This is a genomic window from Streptomyces sp. C, assembly GCF_000158895.1.
Lineage (GTDB): Bacteria > Actinomycetota > Actinomycetes > Streptomycetales > Streptomycetaceae > Streptomyces > Streptomyces racemochromogenes.
This window is the reverse complement of sequence record NZ_GG657750.1, coordinates 864,960-885,149: the sequence shown is the minus strand read 5'-3', so window position 1 is coordinate 885,149 and position 20,190 is coordinate 864,960. Positions and strand designations below refer to the sequence as shown.

The window sequence follows — 20,190 nt, the reverse complement described above, 5'->3', positions numbered from 1 at the left end:
GAGAGGTGCGGTAGCGCAGGGGGAGTTCGTACGACACCCCGTGCGGCACCGCCCCGCCGCGCGTGCGGACCAGCAGCTGCTGCTCGGCGAGCCGGTCGAGGTCGCGGCGGATGGTCGCGGCGGAGACGCCGAGCGCCTCGGCGGCGGCCTCCACCTCCAGCCCGTCCCGCTCCACCAGCAGGTCCAGCAGTCTCCGCCAGCGTTCCTCGCGGGTCATGGCGCCCCTCCCTGTCGTCCCCCGGCGTGCCTCCGGGCCCCGCCGTCGAGATTAACCCAGCGGATCGCCCCGTAGATGCTTGAAGTTGCGCGAAACGGCCCGCTACCTTGCAGGAACACGCAGGGAAGTCCGGTCGGTTCGCAGCCGACGTACGCATCACACGCGCAAGGAGCCCGCATGAGTCACGTCGCGTACGAGTTGGCCACCCAGCCCGACACCTGGGAGCGGGCCGCCGAACTGGCCCCCGCCCACCGGGCCGTGCTGCCGGGGGCCGGCGAGCGTACCGCGGTCATCGGCTGCGGGACCTCCTACTACATGGCACAGGCCGCCGCCGCCCTGCGCGAGGAGGCCGGCCACGGGGAGACCGACGCCTTCCCCGCCTCCGAGTTCCCCCGCCACCGCCGCTACGACCGGGTCGTCGCCCTGACCCGGTCCGGGACCACCACCGAGGTGCTGGACCTGCTCGCCGGACTGCGCGAGGCCGGGATCCCGACCACCGCCGTCATCGGGGACCCGGACACCCCGGTGGCGACCCTCGCGGACGACCTCGTCGTACTGGACTTCGCCGACGAGCGGTCCGTCGTCCAGACCCGCTTCGCCACCACCGCCCTCACCCTGCTGCGGGCCCACCTCGGCGGCCACACCCCGGACGTGGTCGCCGACGCCCGCACCGCCCTCGAAGTGCCGCTGCCGAACGGGCTGGAGGCCCGCGGCCAGTTCACCTTCCTCGGGCGGGGCTGGAGCGTCGGCCTGGCCCACGAGGCCGCGCTGAAGATGCGCGAGGCCTCCCTGTCGTGGGCCGAGGCCTACCCCGCGATGGAGTACCGGCACGGCCCCGTCAGCGTCACCGGGCCCGGCTCCGTCACCTGGTCGCTGGGCGGCACCCCCGACGGCATCGCCGAGCAGGTCCTGCGCACCGGCGCCGAGTGGGTGGACGGGGAACTCGACCCGCTCGCCGAGCTGGTCCGGGTGCAGCGCCTCGCCGTCGCCGTCGCCGCGCACCGGGGACTGGACCCCGACGCGCCCCGCAACCTGACCCGCTCGGTGATCCTCACCGCGGGCGAGGGGGCGGTCCGATGAGCCTCTCCCCCGCCGGGACCCTCGTCGCCGAGGCGGCCGCGGCCGGCGGCGCCGTCGCCGCCTTCAACATCATCACCCTGGAACACGCCGAAGCCGTCGTCGAGGGCGCCGAACGGGCCGGCCTGCCCGTCATCCTGCAACTCAGCGAGAACGCCGTGAAGTTCCGCCGCGGAGCCCTGCTGCCCATCGCCCGGGCCGCCGCCGCCTGCGCGGAGGCCGCCCGGGTGCCCGTCGGGCTCCACCTCGACCACGTCAAGAGCCCCGACCTGCTGCGGCAGGCCGCGGACGCCGGCTTCGGATCGGTGATGTACGACGCCGCGCACCTGCCCTACGCCGAGAACCTGGAGTCCACCCGGTCCGCCGCCGACTGGGCCCACGCCAACGGCCTGTGGATCGAGGCGGAGCTGGGTGAGGTCGGCGGCAAGAACGGGGCCGCGCCGCTCGACCCGCACGCGCCGGGCGCCCGTACCGACCCGGACGAGGCCCGGCGGTTCGTCGCCGACTCCGGGGTCGACGCCCTGGCCGTGGCCGTCGGCAGCAGCCACGCCATGACCACCCGGACCGCCTCCCTCGACCACGCCCTGCTGGCCCGCCTCGCCAAGACCCTGGACGTACCGCTGGTCCTGCACGGCTCCTCCGGCCTGCCCGACGGGGAACTCGCGGCGGCCGTCGCCGGCGGCATCCGCAAGGTCAACATCGGCACCGCCCTCAACCTGGCCATGACCGACGCCATCCGCACCCACCTCACCCCGGCCGACCCCCGCCCCTACCTCACCGCCGCCCGCACGGCGATGGCGGCGACGGCCGAGGCGATGATCGGCGTCCTGGCCCGGCCCTGACAGCGGACCGGGAGGGGGACCGAAGGGCCGGGAGTTCCACACGGAACCCCCGGCCCTTCCCTATTCCTGTAACGGGTTCTACTCTGACCGCCGCCACCACAGCGACCGGCAGTGCCGCCAGACCTCCGGAGGGGCCGTGCACCTCGAATACACGCCTGAGCAGCAGCAGTTGCGCGCCGAGCTGCGCGCCTACTTCGCCGAGCTCGTGCCCGAGGACGTCCACGCCCGCTACGAGGACCCGGCCGCGCAGAAGCGCTTCTACCGGGAGACCATCCGCCGCCTCGGCGCGGACGGCCGGCTCGGCGTGGGCTGGCCGAAGGAGTACGGCGGCCGCGGCATGTCGGCCATGGACCAGTTCATCTTCTTCGACGAGGCGGCGCAGGCCGTCGTCCCGCTGCCGCTGATGGCACTCAACACGGTCGGCCCGACCCTCATGCAGTTCGGCACCGACGAGCAGAAGGCGTACTTCCTCCCCCGGATCCTCTCCGGGGAGATCGACTTCGCCATCGGCTACAGCGAGCCCGACGCCGGCACCGACCTGGCCGCCCTCAAGTGCAGGGCCGTCCGCGAGGGCGACGAGGAGACGGGCACGTACGTGGTGAACGGCCAGAAGATCTGGACCACCAACGGCGACACCGCCGACTGGGTCTGGCTCGCCGTCCGCACCGACCCGCAGGCCCCCGCCCACAAGGGCATCACCATGCTCCTGGTCCCCACCTCCGACCCCGGCTACTCCTGCACCCTGATCAACACCCTGGCCTCGCACGACACCACCGCCAGCTACTACGAGGACATCCGCGTCCCCGCGAGCCGCCGCGTGGGTCAGGAGAACAAGGGCTGGCGCCTGATCACCAACCAGCTCAACCACGAGCGCGTCACCCTCGCCGCCCACGGCACCATGGCCGTCCGCGCCCTGCACGACGTGCAGCGCTGGGCCGCCGCGACGAAGCTCGCCGACGGGCGCCGCGTCATCGACCTGTCCTGGGTGCGCGGCCGCCTCGCCCGCACCCACGCCCGCCTCGACGCGATGAAGCTGCTCAACTGGCAGATGGTCAACGCCGTCGAGTCGGGCACCCTCACCCCCCAGGACGCCTCCGCCGTCAAGGTGTACGGCTCGGAGGCACTTTAGGAAAAGCATACGCGTGGCTGATGGAGGTGTTTCTGCGCGGCCGGCTCCCTCAAGGACGGCTCGGCGGGCGCGGTCCTGCACGGCGAGCTGGAGCGCGGCTACCGCAGCGCCGTGATCTTCACCTTCGGCGGCGGCAACAACGAGATCCAGCGCGAGATCATCTCCTGGATCGGCCTGGGCATGCCCAGGGTCCGCCGCTGACGGCCCGGGCCCGGAAGCGGCGCCCGCCGCTGACGTGCGGCGGGCCCGACGGCCGCCGTCAGACCAGCTCGGGCTGCGGCTCGCGGCGCTGGGCCGGCACCCGGGCCGGCCCCGGCTGCCGGTCCCACAGCCTGGTGGTGCGTACGTAGCCGTAGACCACCGAGGCCGTGGCCAGCAGGAGCAGGGGCCCGAACACCCACGGGTGACCGGCCATCTCCAGCGACAGGAAGCGGTACGACACCAGGAGCGCGGTGAAGACCGCGGCCCCGTGGGCGACGAGCAGGGTGGCCCGCCGGTCCCAGCCGCGGGCGAGCCCGCGCAGCGCCGCCTCGATCGTGAGGGTGAACACCACACCGGAGATGATGTCCGCCCCGTAGTGGTAGCCGAAGCCGAGCGTCGCGCCGAGCGTGGCGACCAGCCAGAAGGCGCCCAGGAAGCGCAGGGCCCGGGGCCCCTTGCGGGAGTGGATGAAGATCGCGGTGGCCCAGGCGGTGTGCAGGCTGGGCATGCAGTTGCGCGGGGTGACCTCGTCGAAGGGCATCGGCTGCGGGATGCCGAGGGGCGGCGCGGTGTGCGGCCACAGGTTGGCCACCGCCCACTGCCCGCCGTCGACGCCGTAGGCGAGGATCGGCCCGACCACCGGGAACACCATGTAGATGCCCGGCCCGAGCAGGCCGACGACCAGGAACGTGCGCACCAGGTGGTGGGCCGGGAAGCGGCGCTCGGCGGCCACGCCGCGCAGCTGGTACAGGGCGACGAGGACCGCGCCCACCGCGAGCTGGATGTAGACCCACTCGAGGACGTGGTGGCCGATCGGCCCGGTGGCCTCCACGATCCGGCCCGCCACCCACGAGGGGTTGCCCAGCGCGTGGTCGGCGGCCGCCACGTACGGGTCGAGCACCATCGGCCGGGTCTTCGACGTGATCAGCAGCCAGGTGTAGCCGGTCTTGCGGCCGGCGACCAGCAGCAGGGCCAGGCCGACGCCCTTCAGCAGCAGGGCGCGCTCCGCTCCGGTGCGGCGCACGAGGGCGAAGACGGCACAGCCCAGGGTCACCCACAGGGCGCCGCTGCCGACCATGTTCTCGGCGCCGACCGCCGACCGGACGAGCCAGAACACCAGGTCGATGCCGATCGCGGCGCCGAGCGCGACGAAGCGCTGGCGCCAGGTGAGCACGACCATCATCAGCGCCATGCTCGCGTACAGCACCGTGCCCGACCGGGGGGCGTAGACGGCCTCCCGCGCCTGGCTGACGATCGGACCCGGCACGCCGTAATGGCGCGCGGCGATCTCCAGGGCGACGAGGAACCCGAGGCCCGTCAGGCCGACCGCGGCCCACAGGAGGACGAGTGGCCTGCGCCGGTGCCCGGACGCGGGGGCGCTGTTCTCGCGCGGAAGCGCTCGTGGTTCCTCAGATATCAATTTTCAGCCGATGTTCATATTTCAACCGGTCGGTGTTGGCCCGAACATGTTAGCCGAGGGGGCCGTGCCGACCGGAAGAGTGTGCGAAGCGGTGGGTCCGGGGTCGGCGGGCGGCCGTACTGATCGCCAGGACTGGCTGCTCCCGGGCCTGCGGGAGGCGCCATGGGGGACATGGACCCCAGGGGGGGCAAGGGCCCGGCGGGTGAGCGCTGCGGCGGGGTGAGCGCTTTCGCGCGCGCGGCCGGGGGAGGAGAATCGAGGTGATGGCCCGCGCCGCCGAACGCCCCCGGCGATGTCCGCCGGGGAAATGCCGGCCATGTGCGTCCCGCCGCGCGGCGCGGGGTCACGTGGAGGCGATGAGATGTCCGAGACCACAGCCACCACCGTCCCGGCCTGGCACGCGGCCGGGGACTGGTTCGACACGTGCAGGTGCGATGTCCCCTGCCCCTGCTCCTTCGCCCAGCGGCCCACCTACGGCGAGTGCGACGGAGTCCTCGCCTGGCACATCCGCGAGGGCAACTACGGCGAAGTGGTGCTGGACGGCCTGAACGTCCTGATGCTCGGTTCCTTCGTCGGGAACGTGTGGGCGGAGCACAGCGACACCTACGCGGCGGTCTTCCTCGACGAACGCGCCGACGACGCCCAGCGCCAGGCGCTGGGAATGATCTTCGGGGGCCAGGCCGGCAGCTGGCCGGCCGAGATGGTCGCCATGATGAACGCGGAGATGCGGGGCATGGACTTCGCCCCCGTCCACATCGAGGTCGACGAGGACCTCGGTGGCTGGCGGGCCGCCATCCCCGGCCGGGTCGAGGCCGCCGCGGTGGCCCTCACCGGCCCCACGACCCCGGAGGGCGCACGGGTCCAGTCGACGAACCTGCCCGGCTGCGAGACGGGCCCGGGGCAGGTCGCCACCTGGGGCCGCTCCACGGCCGACCGGGCCGACGCCTTCGGCTTCCACTGGAGCCGGGAAGGCCAGTCCAGCAAGCACATCACCTTCGACTGGACCGGACCCGACGGAGCGGCCTGAGCCCACCGCAGGGCCCGGCGCGGACCGCCGAGGGGTGGTCTGTGCCGCTATGCCCGTAATCCGGCCCGCTGCGCAAAGGTGAAACGCACGGTTATGAAGCCGCCCGGAGCCGCTGGAGGCCGAAAAGGCACCCCTCCGTGGGACAGGATTCAGGTGCAGGAGCTGACGCCCTCCCCGCCGCAACACCCCGACTGACCTGGGGTTTCGGCACCATTCCCCTTACCCGCAGCGGGCTTCGCGCTGCCCTGGCGCGGGTGGGGGAGAAGGGGGCGGGCGGGCCCGAATCCGACCTTCCAGGAGACCCGACGTGTCCACCGCCGCACCCGAAGCCACCGCACCCGAAGCCACCGCACCCGAAGCCGCCGCACCCGAAGCCGCCGCCCCCGAAGCCTTCCTCGCCGACACCCACACCGGCCTGCCGATCCCGGCCGACCCGGTGTTCGCCTCCGTCGGCGACGAGCGCCGCCACCGCAAGCAGCGCCTGGCCGCCGCCATGCGGCTGTTCGGCAAGGCCGGCTACGCCGAGGGGATCTCCGGCCACATCTCGGTCCGTGACCCCGAGGACCTGGACACCTTCTGGGTCAACCCGTTCGGCGTCTCCTTCAACCGCGTCCGCGTGGCCGACCTGATCCGCGTCGACGCCGCCGGCCGCGTCGTCGACGGCACCGGCAAGGTCAACCCGAGCGCCTTCACCATCCACTCCAAGATCCACGAGCGCCCCGAGGCCAACGCCATCGCGCACGGCCACACCGTCCACGCCCGCGCCCTCGGCGCGCTGGAACGCCTCCTGGAGCCCTACGACCAGGAATCCGCCGCCTTCTACCAGGACCAGGTGCTGTACGGGGACTACGACGGCCCCGCCATCAAGATCGAGCACGGACAGGACATCGCCGACCGGCTCGGCGCCAAGCGGGCCATGCTCCTGCGCCACCACGGCCTGATCACCGTGGGCGGCTCCCTGGAGGAGGCCGTCCACTGGTTCTTCACCTACGAGAGCTGCGCCCAGGTCCAGCTGCTGGCCCTCTCCGCCGGACGGCCCGTCCCGATGTCCCACGAGCAGGCCCTGCTGGCCCGGGACGGCTTCGGCGACGAACAGCTCGGCCGCTACAGCTTCCAGATCATGTGGGACGAGATCACGGCCGAACAGCCGGACCTGCTCGACGAGTAGGGCCGCCCGCGCCCACGTCCGCGCCCCCACGTCCGCGCCCCCACGCCCCCGGCCACCGGATCCCAGGAAGCAATCATGAGCTCAACTGCCTCACCGCGCGCGGAAGCGCGCACCATCCTCGTCATCGTCGCGATCGTGCAGTTCGTGATCGGCGGCTGGTTCTCCCTGGACGGCGTCCCACGCCGCGCCGCGGGACCTGCCCGTGCTCGTCGTCTCGGCACCCGGCGCCGCGCAGAGCGCCGAACAGCTCGCCGACCGGCTGCGCGAGGCGGCCCCCGGCGCGTACGCGGTGAAGACCGCCGCCGGCGTCGAGGAGGCCGACGCCGCCCTGCGCGACCGCACGGCGTACGGGGCCCTGCTGCCCACCGCCGGCGGACTCGAACTGCGCCTGGCCTCCGCCGCCTCGCCCACCGTCGCCCAGACGCTGACCGGACAGGCACAGGAACTCGCCGGCGGCCCGGTGCTCGTCACCGACGTGGTGCCCGCCGACGCCGACGACCCGCACGGCGCGGGCCTGGCCATGGGCTTCCTGCCCCTGCTGATCACCGCGGTGATCGCCGCCCTGCTCTTCGTCCTCAAGGTGCGCGCCGCCGGAGCCAAGTTCCTCGGCGTCATCGGCTTCGCCGCCGCCTCCGGACTCCTCAGCTCCCTCATGCTGACGCACCTCAGCGGAGTGGCACCCGGCAACTACTTCGTCAACGCCGGGATCGTGGCCCTGCTGGAGCTGGCCATGGTCTCCGTCATCACCGGCCTCGGCTCGCTGGTCGGCCCGCCCGGCATAGCCGTCGGCGCCGTCCTGATGTTCGTCGTCGGCAACCCGCTCTCCGGACTGGCCTCGGCCCCCGAGATGCTGCCCCAGCCGCTGGGCGCCATCGGCCAGTTCCTCCCGGCCGGAGCCGCCGCGACCCTGCTGCGCACCTCGGGCCCCTTCGACGGCGCCGGCGCGGCCGGCCCGGTCCTGGTGCTCACCGTCTGGGCACTGATCGGCCTCGGCCTGCTCTACGCGAGCTCCCGCCGCCGGGCCGCCGCCGCCCCCGCGGGCGCCGCGGCCGAGCCGCAGCCCGCCGCCGCGCACTGACACCCCCCGCGGGCGCCCCTCCCGCCGACTCCCTCTCATGAAAGGCCGACCATGACCACCGACACGAACGACCGCCCGCCGACGCGCATCGGCCTGGTCGGCGGAGGGGCCGCGGCCGTCTGCCTGCTGGACCGGCTCTCCCGCACCCAGGGCCGCGGCCGGGGCTCGGTCACCGTCTTCGAACCCTCCGGCAACCTCTGGCGCGGCCGCGCCTACCAGCACGACGCCGACGCCGTCCTCGCCAACATCATCCCGGCCGAGATGAGCGCCCGCACCGGCGCCCCCGACGACTTCATCGACTGGCTGCGCGCCTCCGGACTCCCCTACGGGCAGGGCGACTACGCCGCCGACGGCTACTTCCCGCCCCGCCACGTGTTCGGCGGCTACCTGGAACGCACCGCCGAGAACGCCGTCGCCGAGCTCTCCCTCGGCGGCTGGCCCGTCGGCGTCGTCCGCGACGCCGTCGTCGCCGCCCGCGAGGCGGGCGAGGAGGTGGTGCTGACCACCCGCGACGGCCGTACGCACACCTTCGACTACGTCATCTGCGCGGTCGGCGCCGGCCGGCCCGCCGACCACTACGAACTCAGCGGGAACGCGGGCTACTTCGGCGACCCCTACCCGCTGCGCGACACGGCCGCCGCGATCCCCGCCGACGCGGACGTCACCGTCCTCGGCACCGGCCTCGCGGCGGTGGACACCGTGGTCACCCTCGCCGCCCGCGGCCACCGCGGCCGGATCACCATGGCCTCCCGCAACGGCGCCCTCCCGGCCGTGCGGCAGCGGCCCGTCTTCCCCGAGATCCGGCACTTCACCCCCGCCGCCCTGCACGCCCGCGCCGCCACCGGCCACGACGGCCGGCTCGGCCTGGACGACGTACTGGAGCTGCTGGAACGGGAGCTCGCCGAACACGGCGCCGACCCCTCCGCGGTGGTCGCCGAACTGACCTCCCTGGGCGGCGAATCCCCCCTGGAGCGGCTGCGCCGCCAGTACGCCCGCATCGACGAGCCCGACACCGGCATGCGCGTCATGCAGCACGCCGTCCCCGAGAGCGGCCCCGACGCCTGGACCCTGCTGCGCACCGCCGACCAGGACTTCGTCCGGGAGCACCACTACCGGGCCGTCATGAGCCTGTGCTGCCCGATGCCCCCGGCCAACGCCCGCAAGCTGCTGGAGCTGCACGAGGGCGGCCGGCTGCGCGTCCTGCGCGGCCTGTGGAACGTCAAGCCGCTGGCCGGCACCGGGTTCCACATCGGGGCCGACGGCGGCGACTACGAGAGCGACGTCGTCGTCAACGCCGTCAGCGCGCCCTCCCACCGGGTCCCCGCCCAGGCCCGCCCGTTCGTCGACTCCCTCGTCGAGGACGGCATCGGCGAGTACCACCCCTACGGCGGCCTGCACATCGAACCGTCCACCAGCCGGGCCGTGGGCGGCGGCGGCCGGGCCCACCGCCGGATGCACGCGATCGGCGACATGGGCGCCGGGACGCTCTTCTTCACCTCCGGCATGCCCTCCGTCCTCGAACGGGCCGACGACATCGTCCGGGCGGTCGTCCAGGACATCACCACCCCTCAGGAGCAGTACGCGTGAACACGATCACCCGCCGGGACATGATGCGGGCCGCGCTGACCACGGCCGTCGTGGTCGGCACCAGCGCCGCCGTCGCCCCGATCGTCCTGGCCGACCCCGCCCGCCCCGAAGCCCCCGCCGGGACCGGCACCGCCGCCGGGCAGGGCCCGCTCCCGGGCAGTTTCGACGAGGTCTACCGGGGCCGGCGCATCCAGGGAGGCCCCGTGGGCGTGCGCTACGCCTCCGCCCGCAGCGCGTCGGCCCCGGCCCCCGGGCCCGGCATCGAGATCAGCATCGACGGCCGCCCGCTGCACGTCATGCGCCGCGCCGACGGCAGCTACCTGAGCCTGGTCAACCACTACCAGTCCTTCCCCACGCCGCTGGAGGTGGCCCGGGCGGCGGTGGACGAGATCGGCACCGCGCAGCTCTCGACGGCCCGGCTCCACCACCACTGACGTCCCGCGGGGCTCCGACAGATCGAGGAACAAGCACACGTGTACACGCGCAAGAACCAGAAGGACCTGGACGCCGGCGAGCGCGCGAGGTTCGTCACGGCCCTCCTGGAGGTCAAACGACGCGGCGTCTACGACGAGTTCGTCCGGCTGCACGGCCAGTACTTCGTCTCCGACGGCGAGGGAGGTCAGCGGGTGGGCCACATGTCCCCCTCCTTCTTCCCCTGGCACCGCCAGTACCTGCTGGAGTTCGAACGGGCCCTCCAGCAGGTCGACCCGAAGGTGACCCTGCCCTACTGGGACTGGACCACCGACCAGTCGCCCACCGCCGCCCCCTGGACCGACGACTTCCTCGGCGGCAACGGCCGCCCCGGCGACCACCGGGTGATGACCGGACCGTTCGCCTTCGACCGGGGCGGCTGGCCGGTGGACGTGGGCGTCACCGAGGAGAGGTACCTCATGCGCGACTTCGGCCGCCCCGCCGACCCGGTCGCCCTCCCCACCCCCGCCGAACTGGCCCGGGCCGTCGACGACCCGGTGTACGACTCCGCCCCCTGGGACTCCACCTCCCCCACCGCGGGCTTCCGCAACAAGGTCGAGGGCTGGACGGTCGGGGAGAAGGAGGGCTGGCACAACCACAACCGGGTCCACCTGTGGGTCGGCGGCCAGATGACCGGCGGGACCTCGCCCAACGACCCCGTCTTCTGGCTCCACCACACCTTCATCGACCTCATATGGGCCCGCTGGCAGGCCCGTCATCCCGGTTCGGTCTACGAGCCGCGCCGGCCCCTGCCCGCCTCCGACCCCCAGCACGGCCGCGTCATCAGCCTCGACGAGCCGATGTCCCCGTGGCAGGTGCGGCCCTCGGAGCTGCTCGACCACACCCGCTTCTACCAGTACGCGCAGTGACGCGCCCCGCGCGCCCGCTGCCCACGTTTCGTCACCACCACCGAGAAGGAACCGTCATGCGCCTGCGCACCACCGTCCCGGCCCTCGCCGCCGCCGCCCTGATCGCCCTCGCCGCCGCCCCCTCCGCCCAGGCGGCGGCCCCGGCCCCGGCTCCCGCCCCGGCGGCGGCCTCCGTCGCCGCCGCCGTCCCCGCCTTCGCCGGCCACACGTACGTCCTGACGCTCGACAACGGCGCCGTCCTGCGCAACTCCTACTCCGCCGACGGCACCACCCTCGACTGGACCGCCCTGGAAGGCCCCATGGCCGGCCACGGCGGCCGGGAGAAGCTCTCCGTCCGCGCCGTGGGCGAGGGCCTCTACTTCGTCAACTGGGTCGAGGCCTCCGGCATGACCGTCAGCCACGTCATGGACCTCGGCGGCGGCACCGTCAGCATCTACTGGACGTACGCAACCCCCGACGGCGGCCGCGCCGGCGAGCTGCACACGGCGACGCTCCAGCGCGTCTCTTCTTGACCCGCACGGTGACGCGGGGCCGGCGCCACGGACGCCGGCCCCGCCCGCCTCTGCCCACGGGGGAACCGCACATGCCCGCTCCACTCACCCAGACACCACCCGCGCCCACCGCGCCCACCGCGGCCGCCCCGGCCGCCGGGGAACTCGCCGGCGCCCTGCGCCCCCGCCACCTCACCATTGCTGGCCCTGGGGGGCGTCATCGGAGCCGGCCTGTTCGTCGGCTCCGGGACCGGCCTGCGGATCGCCGGCCCGGCCATCATCCTGTCGTACGCGCTCGCCGCCGCCCTGGCCCTGCTGGTCATGCGGATGCTCGGCGAGCTGGCCGCGGCCATGCCCGCCAGCGGCTCGTTCTCCGTCTACGCCGACCCGGGCCCTCGGCCGCTGGGCGGGCTTCACCGCGGGCTGGCTGTACTGGGCGGTGACCGTCATCGCGATCGCCATCGAGCTGATCGCCGCGGCGACGATCCTGCACCAGTGGATGCCGGCCGTACCGCAGTGGACGATCGCCCTCGTTGCCCTGGCCGTCTTCACCCAGTCCAACATGTTCTCGGTCTCCTCGTTCGGGGAGGCCGAGTTCTGGTTCGCGGGCATCAAGGTCGCCGCCATCATCGCCTTCCTCGCCCTCGGCGTCGCCGCCCTGTGCGGGGCCGTGCCCGGCGTCGACCCGCCCGGCATGGACAACCTGACCGGCCGCGGCGGCTTCCTCCCGCAGGGCTGGGACAGCGTCGTCGCCGGGCTGCTGACGGTGGTCTTCGCCTTCGGCGGCATGGAGGTCGTCACCATGGCGGCCGCGGAGTCCGGCGACCCCGCACGCTCCGTCACCAAGGCGGTCAGCAGCGCGATCTGGCGGATCAGCCTCTTCTACCTCGGCTCCATGGCCGTGATCGTCACCCTGCTGCCCTGGGACGCGGCCACGCCCGGCCGCAGCCCCTACGTCGCCGTCCTCGACCGGCTCGGCATCCCGGGCGCAGGGCGGCTGATCGAGGTGGTCGTGCTCATCGCCCTGCTGTCCGCGATGAACGCCAACCTGTACGGCGCCTCCCGCATGGCCCACTCGCTGGCCGCGCGCGGCGAGGCCCCGAAGGCCCTGCTGCGCACCTCCGCCCGGGGCGCGCCGCGCCTGGCCGTCGCGGCGTCGGCGGCCTTCGGCTTCGTCGCGATCGCCCTCGACCACCGCTGGCCGGAGCGGATCCTGCCGTTCCTGGCGAAAGGCCATGGGCGGTTCCATGCTGTACATGTGGCTGACCGTCGCGGCCGCCCACCTCGTGCTGCGCCGCCGGCTGGAGCGGGAGTCCCCGCACCTGCTGGTGGTGCGGATGCGCGGCTTCCCGTACCTGTCGTGGCTGGCGGCGGCCGGCATCGTGGCCGTGCTGGTGCTGATGGCCTTCGACCCGGAGGCGCGCGGCCAGCTCGGCTGGTCGACCCTGCTGGTCCTGGTGCTGCTGGCGGTGGCGGGCGTACGCGCGCTGCGCACGCGACGGGACCGGGTCCCCGCGCGCTGAACGGCGCGCCCGGCCGGGGAGGTTCCCGGCCGGGCGCGGGGTGCTGGAAGGGGCGGTGGTCAGGCCGAGAGCCGGGTGCAGTCCGTCTCGGTGTGCTCGTCCACGGGCAGCAGCCCGCTGGTGGCGATGAGGTAGCCGAGCTGGGCTCGGCTGCGGCTCTGCAGGGCGGCGGCGATCCGGCTGACGTGGGCGGCGACGGTCCGCCGGCTGGTGCCGAGGCGGCGGGCGATGGCCTCGTCCGTGTAGCCGGCCACCAGCAGGCGCATCACGGCCCGCTGGATCTCGTCGGCGATGTCGGGCTCCACGGTGCGGGAGGCACCGGGGTCGATGGTCGAACCCCGTTCCCAGGCCTCCTCGAAGACCTGCACGAGGAAGGAGACGATGGAGGGCTGCCTGATCTCCAGCACCGAGGTCCGGGCCTCCCCGGGGCCCGGGACGTAGGCGACGGCCCGGTCGATGACGATGAGCCGGTCGAAGACGTGGTCGAGGGTGCGGACCTCGCAGCCGGCCTCGGTGAGCCGCTCGATGTGGCGCAGCGTCGCCGCGTGGGTCCGCGCGGCGTGCGGGTAGAGGGTGCGGTGCCGGGCGGTGCCGCGGACGTGGTCGAGCTCGTCCAGGTCGTAGGAGACGCGCGCGCCGCCGGGCTGCACCGTCATCAGCTCCTCCCGGCATTCGCGGACCGCGTGCGCCAGTGTGGAGTGGACGACCTTCTCCCCGTCGATCGCGGTGGCCCAGCCGGTGTGTTCGCGCTTGGCGGCGGTGTAGATGGCCGCCACGGGCACGAAGCTGCCGGCGATGGCGTGCGCGTCCAGCCGCTGCCGCTCCAGCGACTCCTCGATGGGCCGCACCAGTTCGGCCTTGGCCACGTCCGGTGCCACCGGCACGAGGACGGTCGGGTCGTCCGGCGGGGCGACGAGCAGCCCCATCCGCAGCAGACAGGCGGGTGCGCCCTCCCTGGGCGTACACCCCTTCACCACGGCCCGGCGGTAGACGGTCAGGCCGTCACCGCATGCGCCGCCCCCCTTTTCTGCAGAGTCGTCACGTTCACAACATTCCCCCGGGTACTGCCTTGCATGATCCTGCATGACCCAATTATGCACTTGGAAAAGTAGCCAGTATCGGTACGTAGGCTGCCAACATGGTGTCTTAACAAGGTATTGACCATGGAACCGGAGGTAACGGGCGCATGTCGAACGGATACGGGGTACTGGCGGACATCCTGGAGGAGTGGCGCGCAGCCTTCGACGGGCGCCGCGTGGACGACGTCGTCGCCCTCTTCGCCGAGGACGCCCTCTTCCAGGGGCTGTCCCCCCGGCTGCTGAACGGCCGCGCGGAGATACGCACCTACTACGAGAACGTCCCGCCCGGCACCACCGCCGCCGTGGAGGTCCTGCACTCCCGCCCCCTCGCCGCCGAGGCCCTCGCCGGCTTCGCCACCGTCACCTTCCGGACACCCACCCCGCAGGACCCCGCCGGGGCCCCGCTGCCCGTCCGCCTCTCGCTCATCGCCCAGCACACCGGAGCCGGCTGGCGCATCCGCCAGTACCACGTCTCACGGCTGAGCTGACGTCGGCCGGGGTAGGAACCCCGACGGGAGGCACCGATGAGCGACGAGGACGCCGACCCCGGGCTCTACGGCCCCGGGTCCGTCACCTGGCACTGCCACGGCGACCCGGTCATGTGGATCGCCGGGGTCCGCGCGCTCTACCTCCAGGCCCTGCACCCGCGCGCCGTCCGCGCCGTCATGGAGAACTCCACGGCCTTCGACAGCGAGCGGGGCCGCGGCGACGCCTGGGGCCGCCTGCTGCGCACCGCCGATTTCGTCGGCACCCTCACCTACGGCACGGCCGGAGCCGCGGAACGGGCCGGGGCGCGGGTCCGCGCCGTCCACCGCGGGCTGTCCGCCACCGACCCGGACACCGGGGAGTCCTTCCCCGTCGACGACCCCGACCTGCTGCTGTGGGTGCACTGCGCCCAGATCGACAGCTTCCTGCACGTACTGCGCCGATCGGGCGTCCCCCTCACCCCCGCCCAGGCCGACCGGTACGTGGACGAGAACCGGACCAACGCCCGCCTCGTCGGACTCGACCCGCAGGACGTGCCCGCCACCGCCGGCGCCCTCGCCGCCTACTTCGACGAGGTCCGCCCCCGCCTCGCCGCCGGGCCCGACGCCCGCGCCGTCGACGACTTCCTGCGCGCCCCGCCCGTCCCCCCGTACCTCGTCCCTGGCCGAAACCTGCTGTGGAGACCCCTAGTTGGGCTCGCCTACGCAACCCTGCCGGGCTGGGCGCACCAGCTGTACGGACGCCCCGCACCACCCCCGCGCGCGGTCACCCGGCGCCTGCGTCTCACGGGTCGCGTGCTGCGCACCATTCCCGCAGGTCTACGCTGGCAGCTGCCTCCAGGTCACATCTTGAGAGCGATGCGCCGACTGGGCCCCGGCAGCCGCCCCTCCGCGTACACACTGCGAAAATCAGCGGCCATACTTGACCGGCCGGGGAGGGCGCGGCACGACGACGGGGGCGGCTTTAAGACATGGCGGAGTCCAGACTGATCCAGGGCCGGTACCGGTCACTCGATCTGATCGGGCGCGGCGGCATGGGCGAGGTGTGGCGCGCCCGCGACGAGTCGCTGGGCCGGCAGGTCGCCGTGAAGTGCCTCAAGCCGGTCGGCGCCGAACAGGACGCCCACTTCACCCAGGTCCTGCGCGAGCGCTTCCGGCGCGAGGCGCGGGTCGCCGCCTCGCTCCAGCACCGGGGCGTCACCGTCGTGCACGACTTCGGCGACGACAGCGCCTCCGGCGGTCCCCTCTACCTCGTCATGGAACTCCTGGAGGGCCGCAACCTCAGCCAGCTCATGGAGGAGAACGAGGCGCGCCCGCTCCCCGTCGACGTGGTCCTCGACATCGCCGAACAGATGGCCGCCGCCCTCGGCTACACCCACGACCAGGGCGTCGTCCACCGGGACCTCAAGCCCGCCAACATCATGCGGCTCACCGACGGCACGGTGAAGATCTGCGACTTCGGCATCGCCCGCCTGGCCCACGACATCGGCTTCACCGCCAAGCTGACCGGCGGCGGCATGGCCATGGGCACCCCGCACTACATGTCGCCCGAGCAGATCGCGGGCGGCGAGGTCGACCACCGCAGCGACCTCTACTCCCTCGGCTGCGTCCTCTACGAGATCGCCACCGGTGCCCCGCCCTTCGACCTCGGCGACTCCTGGTCCGTGCTGGTCGGCCACCGCGACACCGCGCCCGTACCGCTGCGCGAGCACCGGCCCGAACTTCCCGGCTACTTCGAGCAGCTCGTGCTGGACCTGCTGGCCAAGCGCCCCGAGGACCGCCCCGGCGACGCCCGCCACCTGCACCGCCGCCTGGTCGAGGCCCGCTTCGGCCCCGGCGGGCGGCCCGCCGCGCAGCCCCCGCTGCCCGCCTGGGCCGAGGGGATGACCGCCGGGCGCAAGGCCGGTGTGGACGCCCGCCCCGCCAGCGGGGAGTGGGCCCTGCTCACCGGCTCCTGGACGGCGGCCCGCCGGGCCCCGGCCACCGGCTCCGGGTACGTGGCCGGCTCCCTCCCCGCCTCCGGCGAACACCGCATCACCCGGCCGGCCCCCGCCGATGACCCCCGGCTCACCGCCGCCTACGGGCTCGCGCTGCGCACCCCGGCCGCCGGGGAGCCCGACGCGCTCGCCGCCGGGCACACCCGCGCGTTCGCCCTCAGCCGCGCGGGCCGGCCCGAGGAGGCCCTCGCCGTGTACGTGGCCGTCGCCCAGGGCCGGGCCCGGGTGCTCGGCCCCGACCACGCCGAGACCCTCGCCGCCCGCCAGGAGGAGGCGTACGAACTGGGACGCCTCGGCCGGCACGGGGAGGCGTACGAGATGTACCGCGCCGTCCTCGCCGCCCGCGTCCGCACCACCGGCCCGCTCCACCCCGACACGCTGCGCTGCCGCCACAGCCTCGCCTGCGCCCTGAGCGCCCTCGGCCGGCACGCCGAGGCCCACGCCACCGCCGCCGCGGTGGCCGCGGACCGCGCCGCCGTCCTCGGCGCCGAACACGCCGACACCCTGCAGAGCCGCTACGAGGCCGCGTACGCCCTGGGCCGGCTCGGCCGCTGGCAGGAGGCGCTGACCGGCTTCCGCCAGGTCGCCGCCGCACGGGACCGCGTACTCGGCCGCGACCACCCCGACGCCCTCGCCGCCCGCTACGAGACCGGCATCGCCCTCGGCCGCACCGGTCGCGCCGCCGAGGCCCTCGACCTGTTCCGGTCCCTGGTCCGCGACCGCACCCGCGCCTACGGCGCCCGCGACCCGGAGACCCTGCGCGCCCGGCACGTCGTCGGCGTCAACCTGGGCCGCCTCGAACGCTGGGAGGAGGCCGTCGCCGAGGCCCGCGAGGTCGGCCGGCTCCGTGCCGGGGCCCTCGGCGCCGAACACCCCGACACGCTGGTCAGCCGCCGCGAACTCGCCGTGGGCCTCGGCCGGCTCGGCCGCTGGGACGAGGCGCTGCCCATATACCGGGACCTGTCCGGCATCCGCGAACGCTCCCTCGGTGACGAGCACCCCGACACGGTCCTCGCCCACGCCGACGAGGCGCACTGTCTGGAGCGGCTCGGCCAGGTGTGCTACCAAGAGCCATGACCGCCAACTCAGGCTCCCGGGGCTTCGCACAGGACGTGTACGACGCGGTGATCGTGGGAGGCGGCCACAACGGCCTCGTCGCCGCCGCCTACCTGGCCGGGGCCGGCCGCTCGGTACTGGTCCTCGAACGGCTCGGCCACACCGGCGGCGCCGCCGTCTCCACCCGGCCCTTCGCGGGCGTCGACGCCCGCCTCTCGCGCTACTCCTACCTCGTCTCGCTGCTCCCCTCGAAGATCGTCCGAGACCTGGGCCTGCGGTTCGGGACGCGCCGGCGCACGGTCTCCTCGTACACCCCCTACGAGCGCGACGGCCGCCCCGGCGGGCTCCTCGTCGGCGGCGGCGAGGACCGCACCCGGCGGTCCTTCGCGGAACGGACCGGCTCCGACCGGGAGTACGAGGCCTGGCGGGCCTTCTACGGGACCACCGGCGAGCTCGCCCGCAAGGTCTTCCCCACCCTCACCGAACCGCTGCCCACCCGCGCGGAACTGCGGGCCCGGATCGACGACGAGGCGGCCTGGAGGATGCTGTTCGAGGAGCCGCTCGGCCGGGCGGTGGAGGAACGCTTCGCCGACGACCTGGTCAGGGGCGTGGTCCTCACCGACGGGCTGATCGGCACCTTCGCCGACGCCGACGACCCCTCGCTCGTCCAGAACCGCTGCTTCCTCTACCACGTCATCGGCGGCGGCACCGGCGACTGGGACGTGCCCGTCGGCGGCATGGGAGCCCTGACCGACGCCCTCGCCGAAGCCGCCCGGGCGGCCGGCGCGGAGATCGCCACCGGCCACGAGGCGCTGCGCATCCACACCGACGGCACCGCCCCCGCCGAGGTCACCTTCCGGACGGCGACGGGCGAGGGCGCCGTCGCCGGGCGCGACGTCCTGGTCAACGCCTCCCCGCGGGCCCTCGCGGAACTCCTCGGCGAGGACCCCGGTGCCGGCGGCCCGGCCCCGGAGGGCGCCCAGTTCAAGGTCAACATGCTGCTGAGCCGGCTGCCCCGGCTGCGCGACTCCTCCGTCGACCCCCGCGAGGCCTTCGGCGGGACCTTCCACATCGCCGAGGGGTACGAGCAGCTCAGGCGCGCCCACGGCGAGGCGGCCGCCGGGGAACTGCCGTCCGTCCCGCCCTCGGAGATCTACTGCCACTCGCTGGCCGACCCCTCGATCCTCGGGCCCGAACTCGCCGGGCAGGGCTACCAGACGCTCACCCTCTTCGGGCTGCACACCCCGGCCCGGCTCTTCGAGAAGGACAACCGGCAGGCCCGCGAGGTGCTGCTGACCGCCACCCTGGCCCAGTTGGACGCCCACCTGGCCGAACCGCTCACCGACTGCCTGGCCTTCGACGGGGACGGCCGCCCCTGCATCGAGGCCAAGACCCCGCCGGACCTGGAGCGCGAACTGCGGCTGCCCCGTGGGCACATCTTCCACCGCGACCTGTCCTGGCCGTACGCGGACGGGCAGGAGGCGGGGCGCTGGGGCGTGGAGACCGCCCACCGCAACGTCCTGCTGTGCGGCGCGGGGGCGGTCCGCGGCGGCGGGGTCAGCGGCATCCCGGGGCACAACGCGGCGATGGCGCTCCTGGAGCGGCGCTGAACCGTCCCCGGTGCCGGGCCGGTCCGCGCCCCGTCTACCGGCCCCGACGTCCCGGGCCGCGGCCCGCGTTCCCGGCCGGCTCGCCCGGAAGGGTGAATCCGTCGAAGAGGTCGTCGAGCGCGCGCCGCGTCGCGCTCGCGGGGGTGGCCCGGAGGGCGAGGTCGCGCGCGGCCACGGCCAGCGGGTGGGTGAGGGCGGCCACCCGGCCCATCCGGCGGGCCCGGATCCGGATGGCGTCGGTACGGGCGAGCCTGGCCCGGGTGTAGGCGGCGAGGGCGGCCGGTACGTCCGGGCCGCGGAGCAGGTGCGCCAGGACGACGGCGTCCTCGACGGCCTGGCAGCCGCCCTGGCCGAGGTTGGGCGTCATGGCGTGCGCGGCGTCCCCGATCCACGCGGTGCGGCCGTCGTGCAGCCGGGGGAGCGGTGCGGCCAGGTCGTACAGGTCGTGCTGGAGCACCGCCTGCGGGTCGATCCGGTCCAGCAGGGCGGGGACGGGGTCGTGCCAGGTGCCGAACCGCCGCAGCAGTTCGGTGCGGACGTCCGCGGGCCGGTACCCCTCGGGGACGACGGCGGTGGCGTACAGGTAGACCCGCCCGTCGGCGAGCGGGACCGTCCCGAAGCGCTCGCCCCGGCCCCAGGTCTCGGCCGCTTCGGTGGCCGGGCCCGACGGGAGCACGGTCCGCCAGGCGGTCTCCCCGCTGTAGTGCAGGCCCGGGTGGTCCGGGAAGCGGCGGCGGCGCAGCGGGCTGTGGATGCCGTCGGCCGCTATGACGGCGTCGGCGCGGAGGTCCCCGGCGGCGGTACGGGCCACCGCGCGGCCGCCGTCCTCCTCGACGGCGGTGACCGCGGCCCCGTACACCAGG

The 20,190-nt window shown here is 74.2% G+C and carries 18 protein-coding genes and 3 pseudogenes; 17 read left to right on the top strand and 4 right to left on the bottom strand.

What is annotated here, in order from left to right:
• Positions 1 to 217: DeoR family transcriptional regulator (locus SSNG_RS03955; protein WP_042800500.1), on the bottom strand; the 217-nt coding region annotated here is incomplete at its 3' end.
• Positions 218 to 394: 177 nt separating this feature from the next.
• On the opposite strand from SSNG_RS03955, the gene SSNG_RS03950 reads away from it, so the two are divergent.
• The 3 genes and pseudogenes from SSNG_RS03950 to SSNG_RS03940 all read left to right on the top strand — a co-directional run bounded on the left by SSNG_RS03950 (position 395) and on the right by SSNG_RS03940 (position 3,466).
• Positions 395 to 1,297 carry an SIS domain-containing protein gene (locus tag SSNG_RS03950; protein WP_007262505.1) on the top strand — a complete coding sequence of 301 codons (903 nt, stop codon included), beginning with the start codon at positions 395 to 397 and terminating at the stop codon, positions 1,295 to 1,297.
• Complete coding sequence (locus SSNG_RS03945) at positions 1,294 to 2,136, top strand: class II fructose-bisphosphate aldolase (protein WP_007262504.1); 843 nt, start codon at positions 1,294 to 1,296, stop codon at positions 2,134 to 2,136. The genes SSNG_RS03950 and SSNG_RS03945 overlap by 4 nt, the downstream gene beginning before the upstream one ends.
• A 136-nt stretch (positions 2,137 to 2,272) precedes the next feature.
• A pseudogene (locus tag SSNG_RS03940) lies at positions 2,273 to 3,466 on the top strand (acyl-CoA dehydrogenase family protein).
• A 58-nt stretch (positions 3,467 to 3,524) separates the two neighbouring features.
• On the opposite strand, the gene SSNG_RS03935 reads toward SSNG_RS03940, so the two are convergent.
• Positions 3,525 to 4,805: a phosphatase PAP2 family protein gene (locus SSNG_RS03935; protein WP_042802906.1), complete on the bottom strand. Its 1,281-nt coding sequence runs from the start codon at positions 4,803 to 4,805 to the stop codon at positions 3,525 to 3,527.
• A 442-nt stretch (positions 4,806 to 5,247) separates the two neighbouring features.
• Between SSNG_RS03935 and SSNG_RS03930 the strand changes: the two genes are divergently transcribed.
• The 10 genes and pseudogenes from SSNG_RS03930 (at position 5,248) to SSNG_RS45175 (ending at position 13,100) form a co-directional block, all read left to right on the top strand.
• Positions 5,248 to 5,913 (top strand): DUF1326 domain-containing protein, encoded by a 666-nt coding sequence (locus tag SSNG_RS03930; RefSeq protein ID WP_007262501.1) that lies wholly within the window; start codon positions 5,248 to 5,250, stop codon positions 5,911 to 5,913.
• 307 nt (positions 5,914 to 6,220) lie between these two features.
• Entirely contained in the window at positions 6,221 to 7,081 is an 861-nt protein-coding gene (locus SSNG_RS03925) for a class II aldolase/adducin family protein (protein ID WP_128636856.1), read from the top strand.
• A 202-nt stretch (positions 7,082 to 7,283) separates the two neighbouring features.
• A complete protein-coding gene (locus SSNG_RS03920; RefSeq protein ID WP_007262499.1) occupies positions 7,284 to 8,159 on the top strand; it encodes a hypothetical protein in 876 nt (291 codons plus the stop codon).
• Positions 8,160 to 8,210: 51 nt separating this feature from the next.
• The gene (locus SSNG_RS03915) at positions 8,211 to 9,746 is read left to right on the top strand and encodes an FAD/NAD(P)-binding protein (RefSeq protein ID WP_050779542.1); all 1,536 of its coding nucleotides are present in this window, start codon (positions 8,211 to 8,213) and stop codon (positions 9,744 to 9,746) included.
• Positions 9,743 to 10,180 (top strand): tyrosinase cofactor, encoded by a 438-nt coding sequence (locus tag SSNG_RS03910; RefSeq protein WP_007262497.1) that lies wholly within the window; start codon positions 9,743 to 9,745, stop codon positions 10,178 to 10,180. The genes SSNG_RS03915 and SSNG_RS03910 overlap by 4 nt, the downstream gene beginning before the upstream one ends.
• Before the next feature lie 39 nt (positions 10,181 to 10,219).
• A complete protein-coding gene (locus tag SSNG_RS03905) occupies positions 10,220 to 11,086 on the top strand; it encodes a tyrosinase family protein (protein WP_007262496.1) in 867 nt (288 codons plus the stop codon).
• 56 nt (positions 11,087 to 11,142) lie between these two features.
• Positions 11,143 to 11,598, top strand: coding sequence for a MoaF N-terminal domain-containing protein (locus SSNG_RS41775; protein WP_007262495.1), 456 nt, complete (start codon positions 11,143 to 11,145; stop codon positions 11,596 to 11,598).
• A 177-nt stretch (positions 11,599 to 11,775) separates the two neighbouring features.
• A pseudogene (locus SSNG_RS45185) lies at positions 11,776 to 11,904 on the top strand (hypothetical protein); the annotation flags it as partial.
• 112 nt (positions 11,905 to 12,016) lie between these two features.
• A pseudogene (locus tag SSNG_RS45180) lies at positions 12,017 to 12,706 on the top strand (amino acid permease); the annotation flags it as partial.
• Positions 12,707 to 12,812: 106 nt separating this feature from the next.
• A complete protein-coding gene (locus SSNG_RS45175; protein ID WP_347232439.1) occupies positions 12,813 to 13,100 on the top strand; it encodes a hypothetical protein in 288 nt (95 codons plus the stop codon).
• A gap of 59 nt (positions 13,101 to 13,159) precedes the next feature.
• On the opposite strand, the gene SSNG_RS03890 is transcribed toward SSNG_RS45175, so the two are convergent.
• Positions 13,160 to 14,185, bottom strand: a complete 1,026-nt coding sequence (locus SSNG_RS03890; RefSeq protein ID WP_007262493.1) for a LuxR family transcriptional regulator — start codon at positions 14,183 to 14,185, stop codon at positions 13,160 to 13,162.
• A gap of 101 nt (positions 14,186 to 14,286) precedes the next feature.
• Here SSNG_RS03890 and SSNG_RS03885 point away from each other — a divergent pair, with 101 nt between their 5' ends.
• Genes SSNG_RS03885 through SSNG_RS03870 form a run of 4 tightly spaced genes read left to right on the top strand, consistent with a single transcriptional unit; the run spans position 14,287 to position 19,327 of the window.
• Positions 14,287 to 14,667 (top strand): SgcJ/EcaC family oxidoreductase, encoded by a 381-nt coding sequence (locus SSNG_RS03885; protein WP_007262492.1) that lies wholly within the window; start codon positions 14,287 to 14,289, stop codon positions 14,665 to 14,667.
• 36 nt (positions 14,668 to 14,703) lie between these two features.
• On the top strand, positions 14,704 to 15,654 hold the full coding sequence (locus tag SSNG_RS03880; protein WP_007262491.1) for an oxygenase MpaB family protein: 951 nt from the start codon (positions 14,704 to 14,706) through the stop codon (positions 15,652 to 15,654).
• On the top strand, positions 15,636 to 17,738 hold the full coding sequence (locus tag SSNG_RS03875) for a serine/threonine-protein kinase (RefSeq protein WP_007262490.1): 2,103 nt from the start codon (positions 15,636 to 15,638) through the stop codon (positions 17,736 to 17,738). The genes SSNG_RS03880 and SSNG_RS03875 overlap by 19 nt, the downstream gene beginning before the upstream one ends.
• Positions 17,735 to 19,327, top strand: coding sequence for an NAD(P)/FAD-dependent oxidoreductase (locus SSNG_RS03870; protein WP_042800499.1), 1,593 nt, complete (start codon positions 17,735 to 17,737; stop codon positions 19,325 to 19,327). Before SSNG_RS03875 ends, SSNG_RS03870 begins: the two co-directional genes overlap by 4 nt.
• A 34-nt stretch (positions 19,328 to 19,361) precedes the next feature.
• Here the strand turns inward: SSNG_RS03870 and SSNG_RS03865 are convergent.
• On the bottom strand, positions 19,362 to 20,190 hold an 829-nt coding region (locus SSNG_RS03865), incomplete at its 5' end, for an FAD-dependent monooxygenase (RefSeq protein WP_128636855.1).

Excerpts from the sequence above, each read along its gene's own strand:
- SSNG_RS03890 (WP_007262493.1), bottom strand. The coding sequence starts at position 14,185 with ATGCAGGATCATGCAAGGCAGTACCCGGGGGAATGTTGTGAACGTGAC.
- SSNG_RS41775 (WP_007262495.1), top strand. The coding sequence starts at position 11,143 with ATGCGCCTGCGCACCACCGTCCCGGCCCTCGCCGCCGCCGCCCTGATC.
- SSNG_RS03870 (WP_042800499.1), top strand. The coding sequence starts at position 17,735 with ATGACCGCCAACTCAGGCTCCCGGGGCTTCGCACAGGACGTGTACGAC.
- SSNG_RS45175 (WP_347232439.1), top strand. The coding sequence starts at position 12,813 with ATGGGCGGTTCCATGCTGTACATGTGGCTGACCGTCGCGGCCGCCCAC.
- SSNG_RS03950 (WP_007262505.1), top strand. The coding sequence starts at position 395 with ATGAGTCACGTCGCGTACGAGTTGGCCACCCAGCCCGACACCTGGGAG.
- SSNG_RS03885 (WP_007262492.1), top strand. The coding sequence starts at position 14,287 with ATGTCGAACGGATACGGGGTACTGGCGGACATCCTGGAGGAGTGGCGC.
- SSNG_RS03930 (WP_007262501.1), top strand. The coding sequence starts at position 5,248 with ATGTCCGAGACCACAGCCACCACCGTCCCGGCCTGGCACGCGGCCGGG.
- SSNG_RS03875 (WP_007262490.1), top strand. The coding sequence starts at position 15,636 with ATGGCGGAGTCCAGACTGATCCAGGGCCGGTACCGGTCACTCGATCTG.
- SSNG_RS03945 (WP_007262504.1), top strand. The coding sequence starts at position 1,294 with ATGAGCCTCTCCCCCGCCGGGACCCTCGTCGCCGAGGCGGCCGCGGCC.
- SSNG_RS03880 (WP_007262491.1), top strand. The coding sequence starts at position 14,704 with ATGAGCGACGAGGACGCCGACCCCGGGCTCTACGGCCCCGGGTCCGTC.
- SSNG_RS03915 (WP_050779542.1), top strand. The coding sequence starts at position 8,211 with ATGACCACCGACACGAACGACCGCCCGCCGACGCGCATCGGCCTGGTC.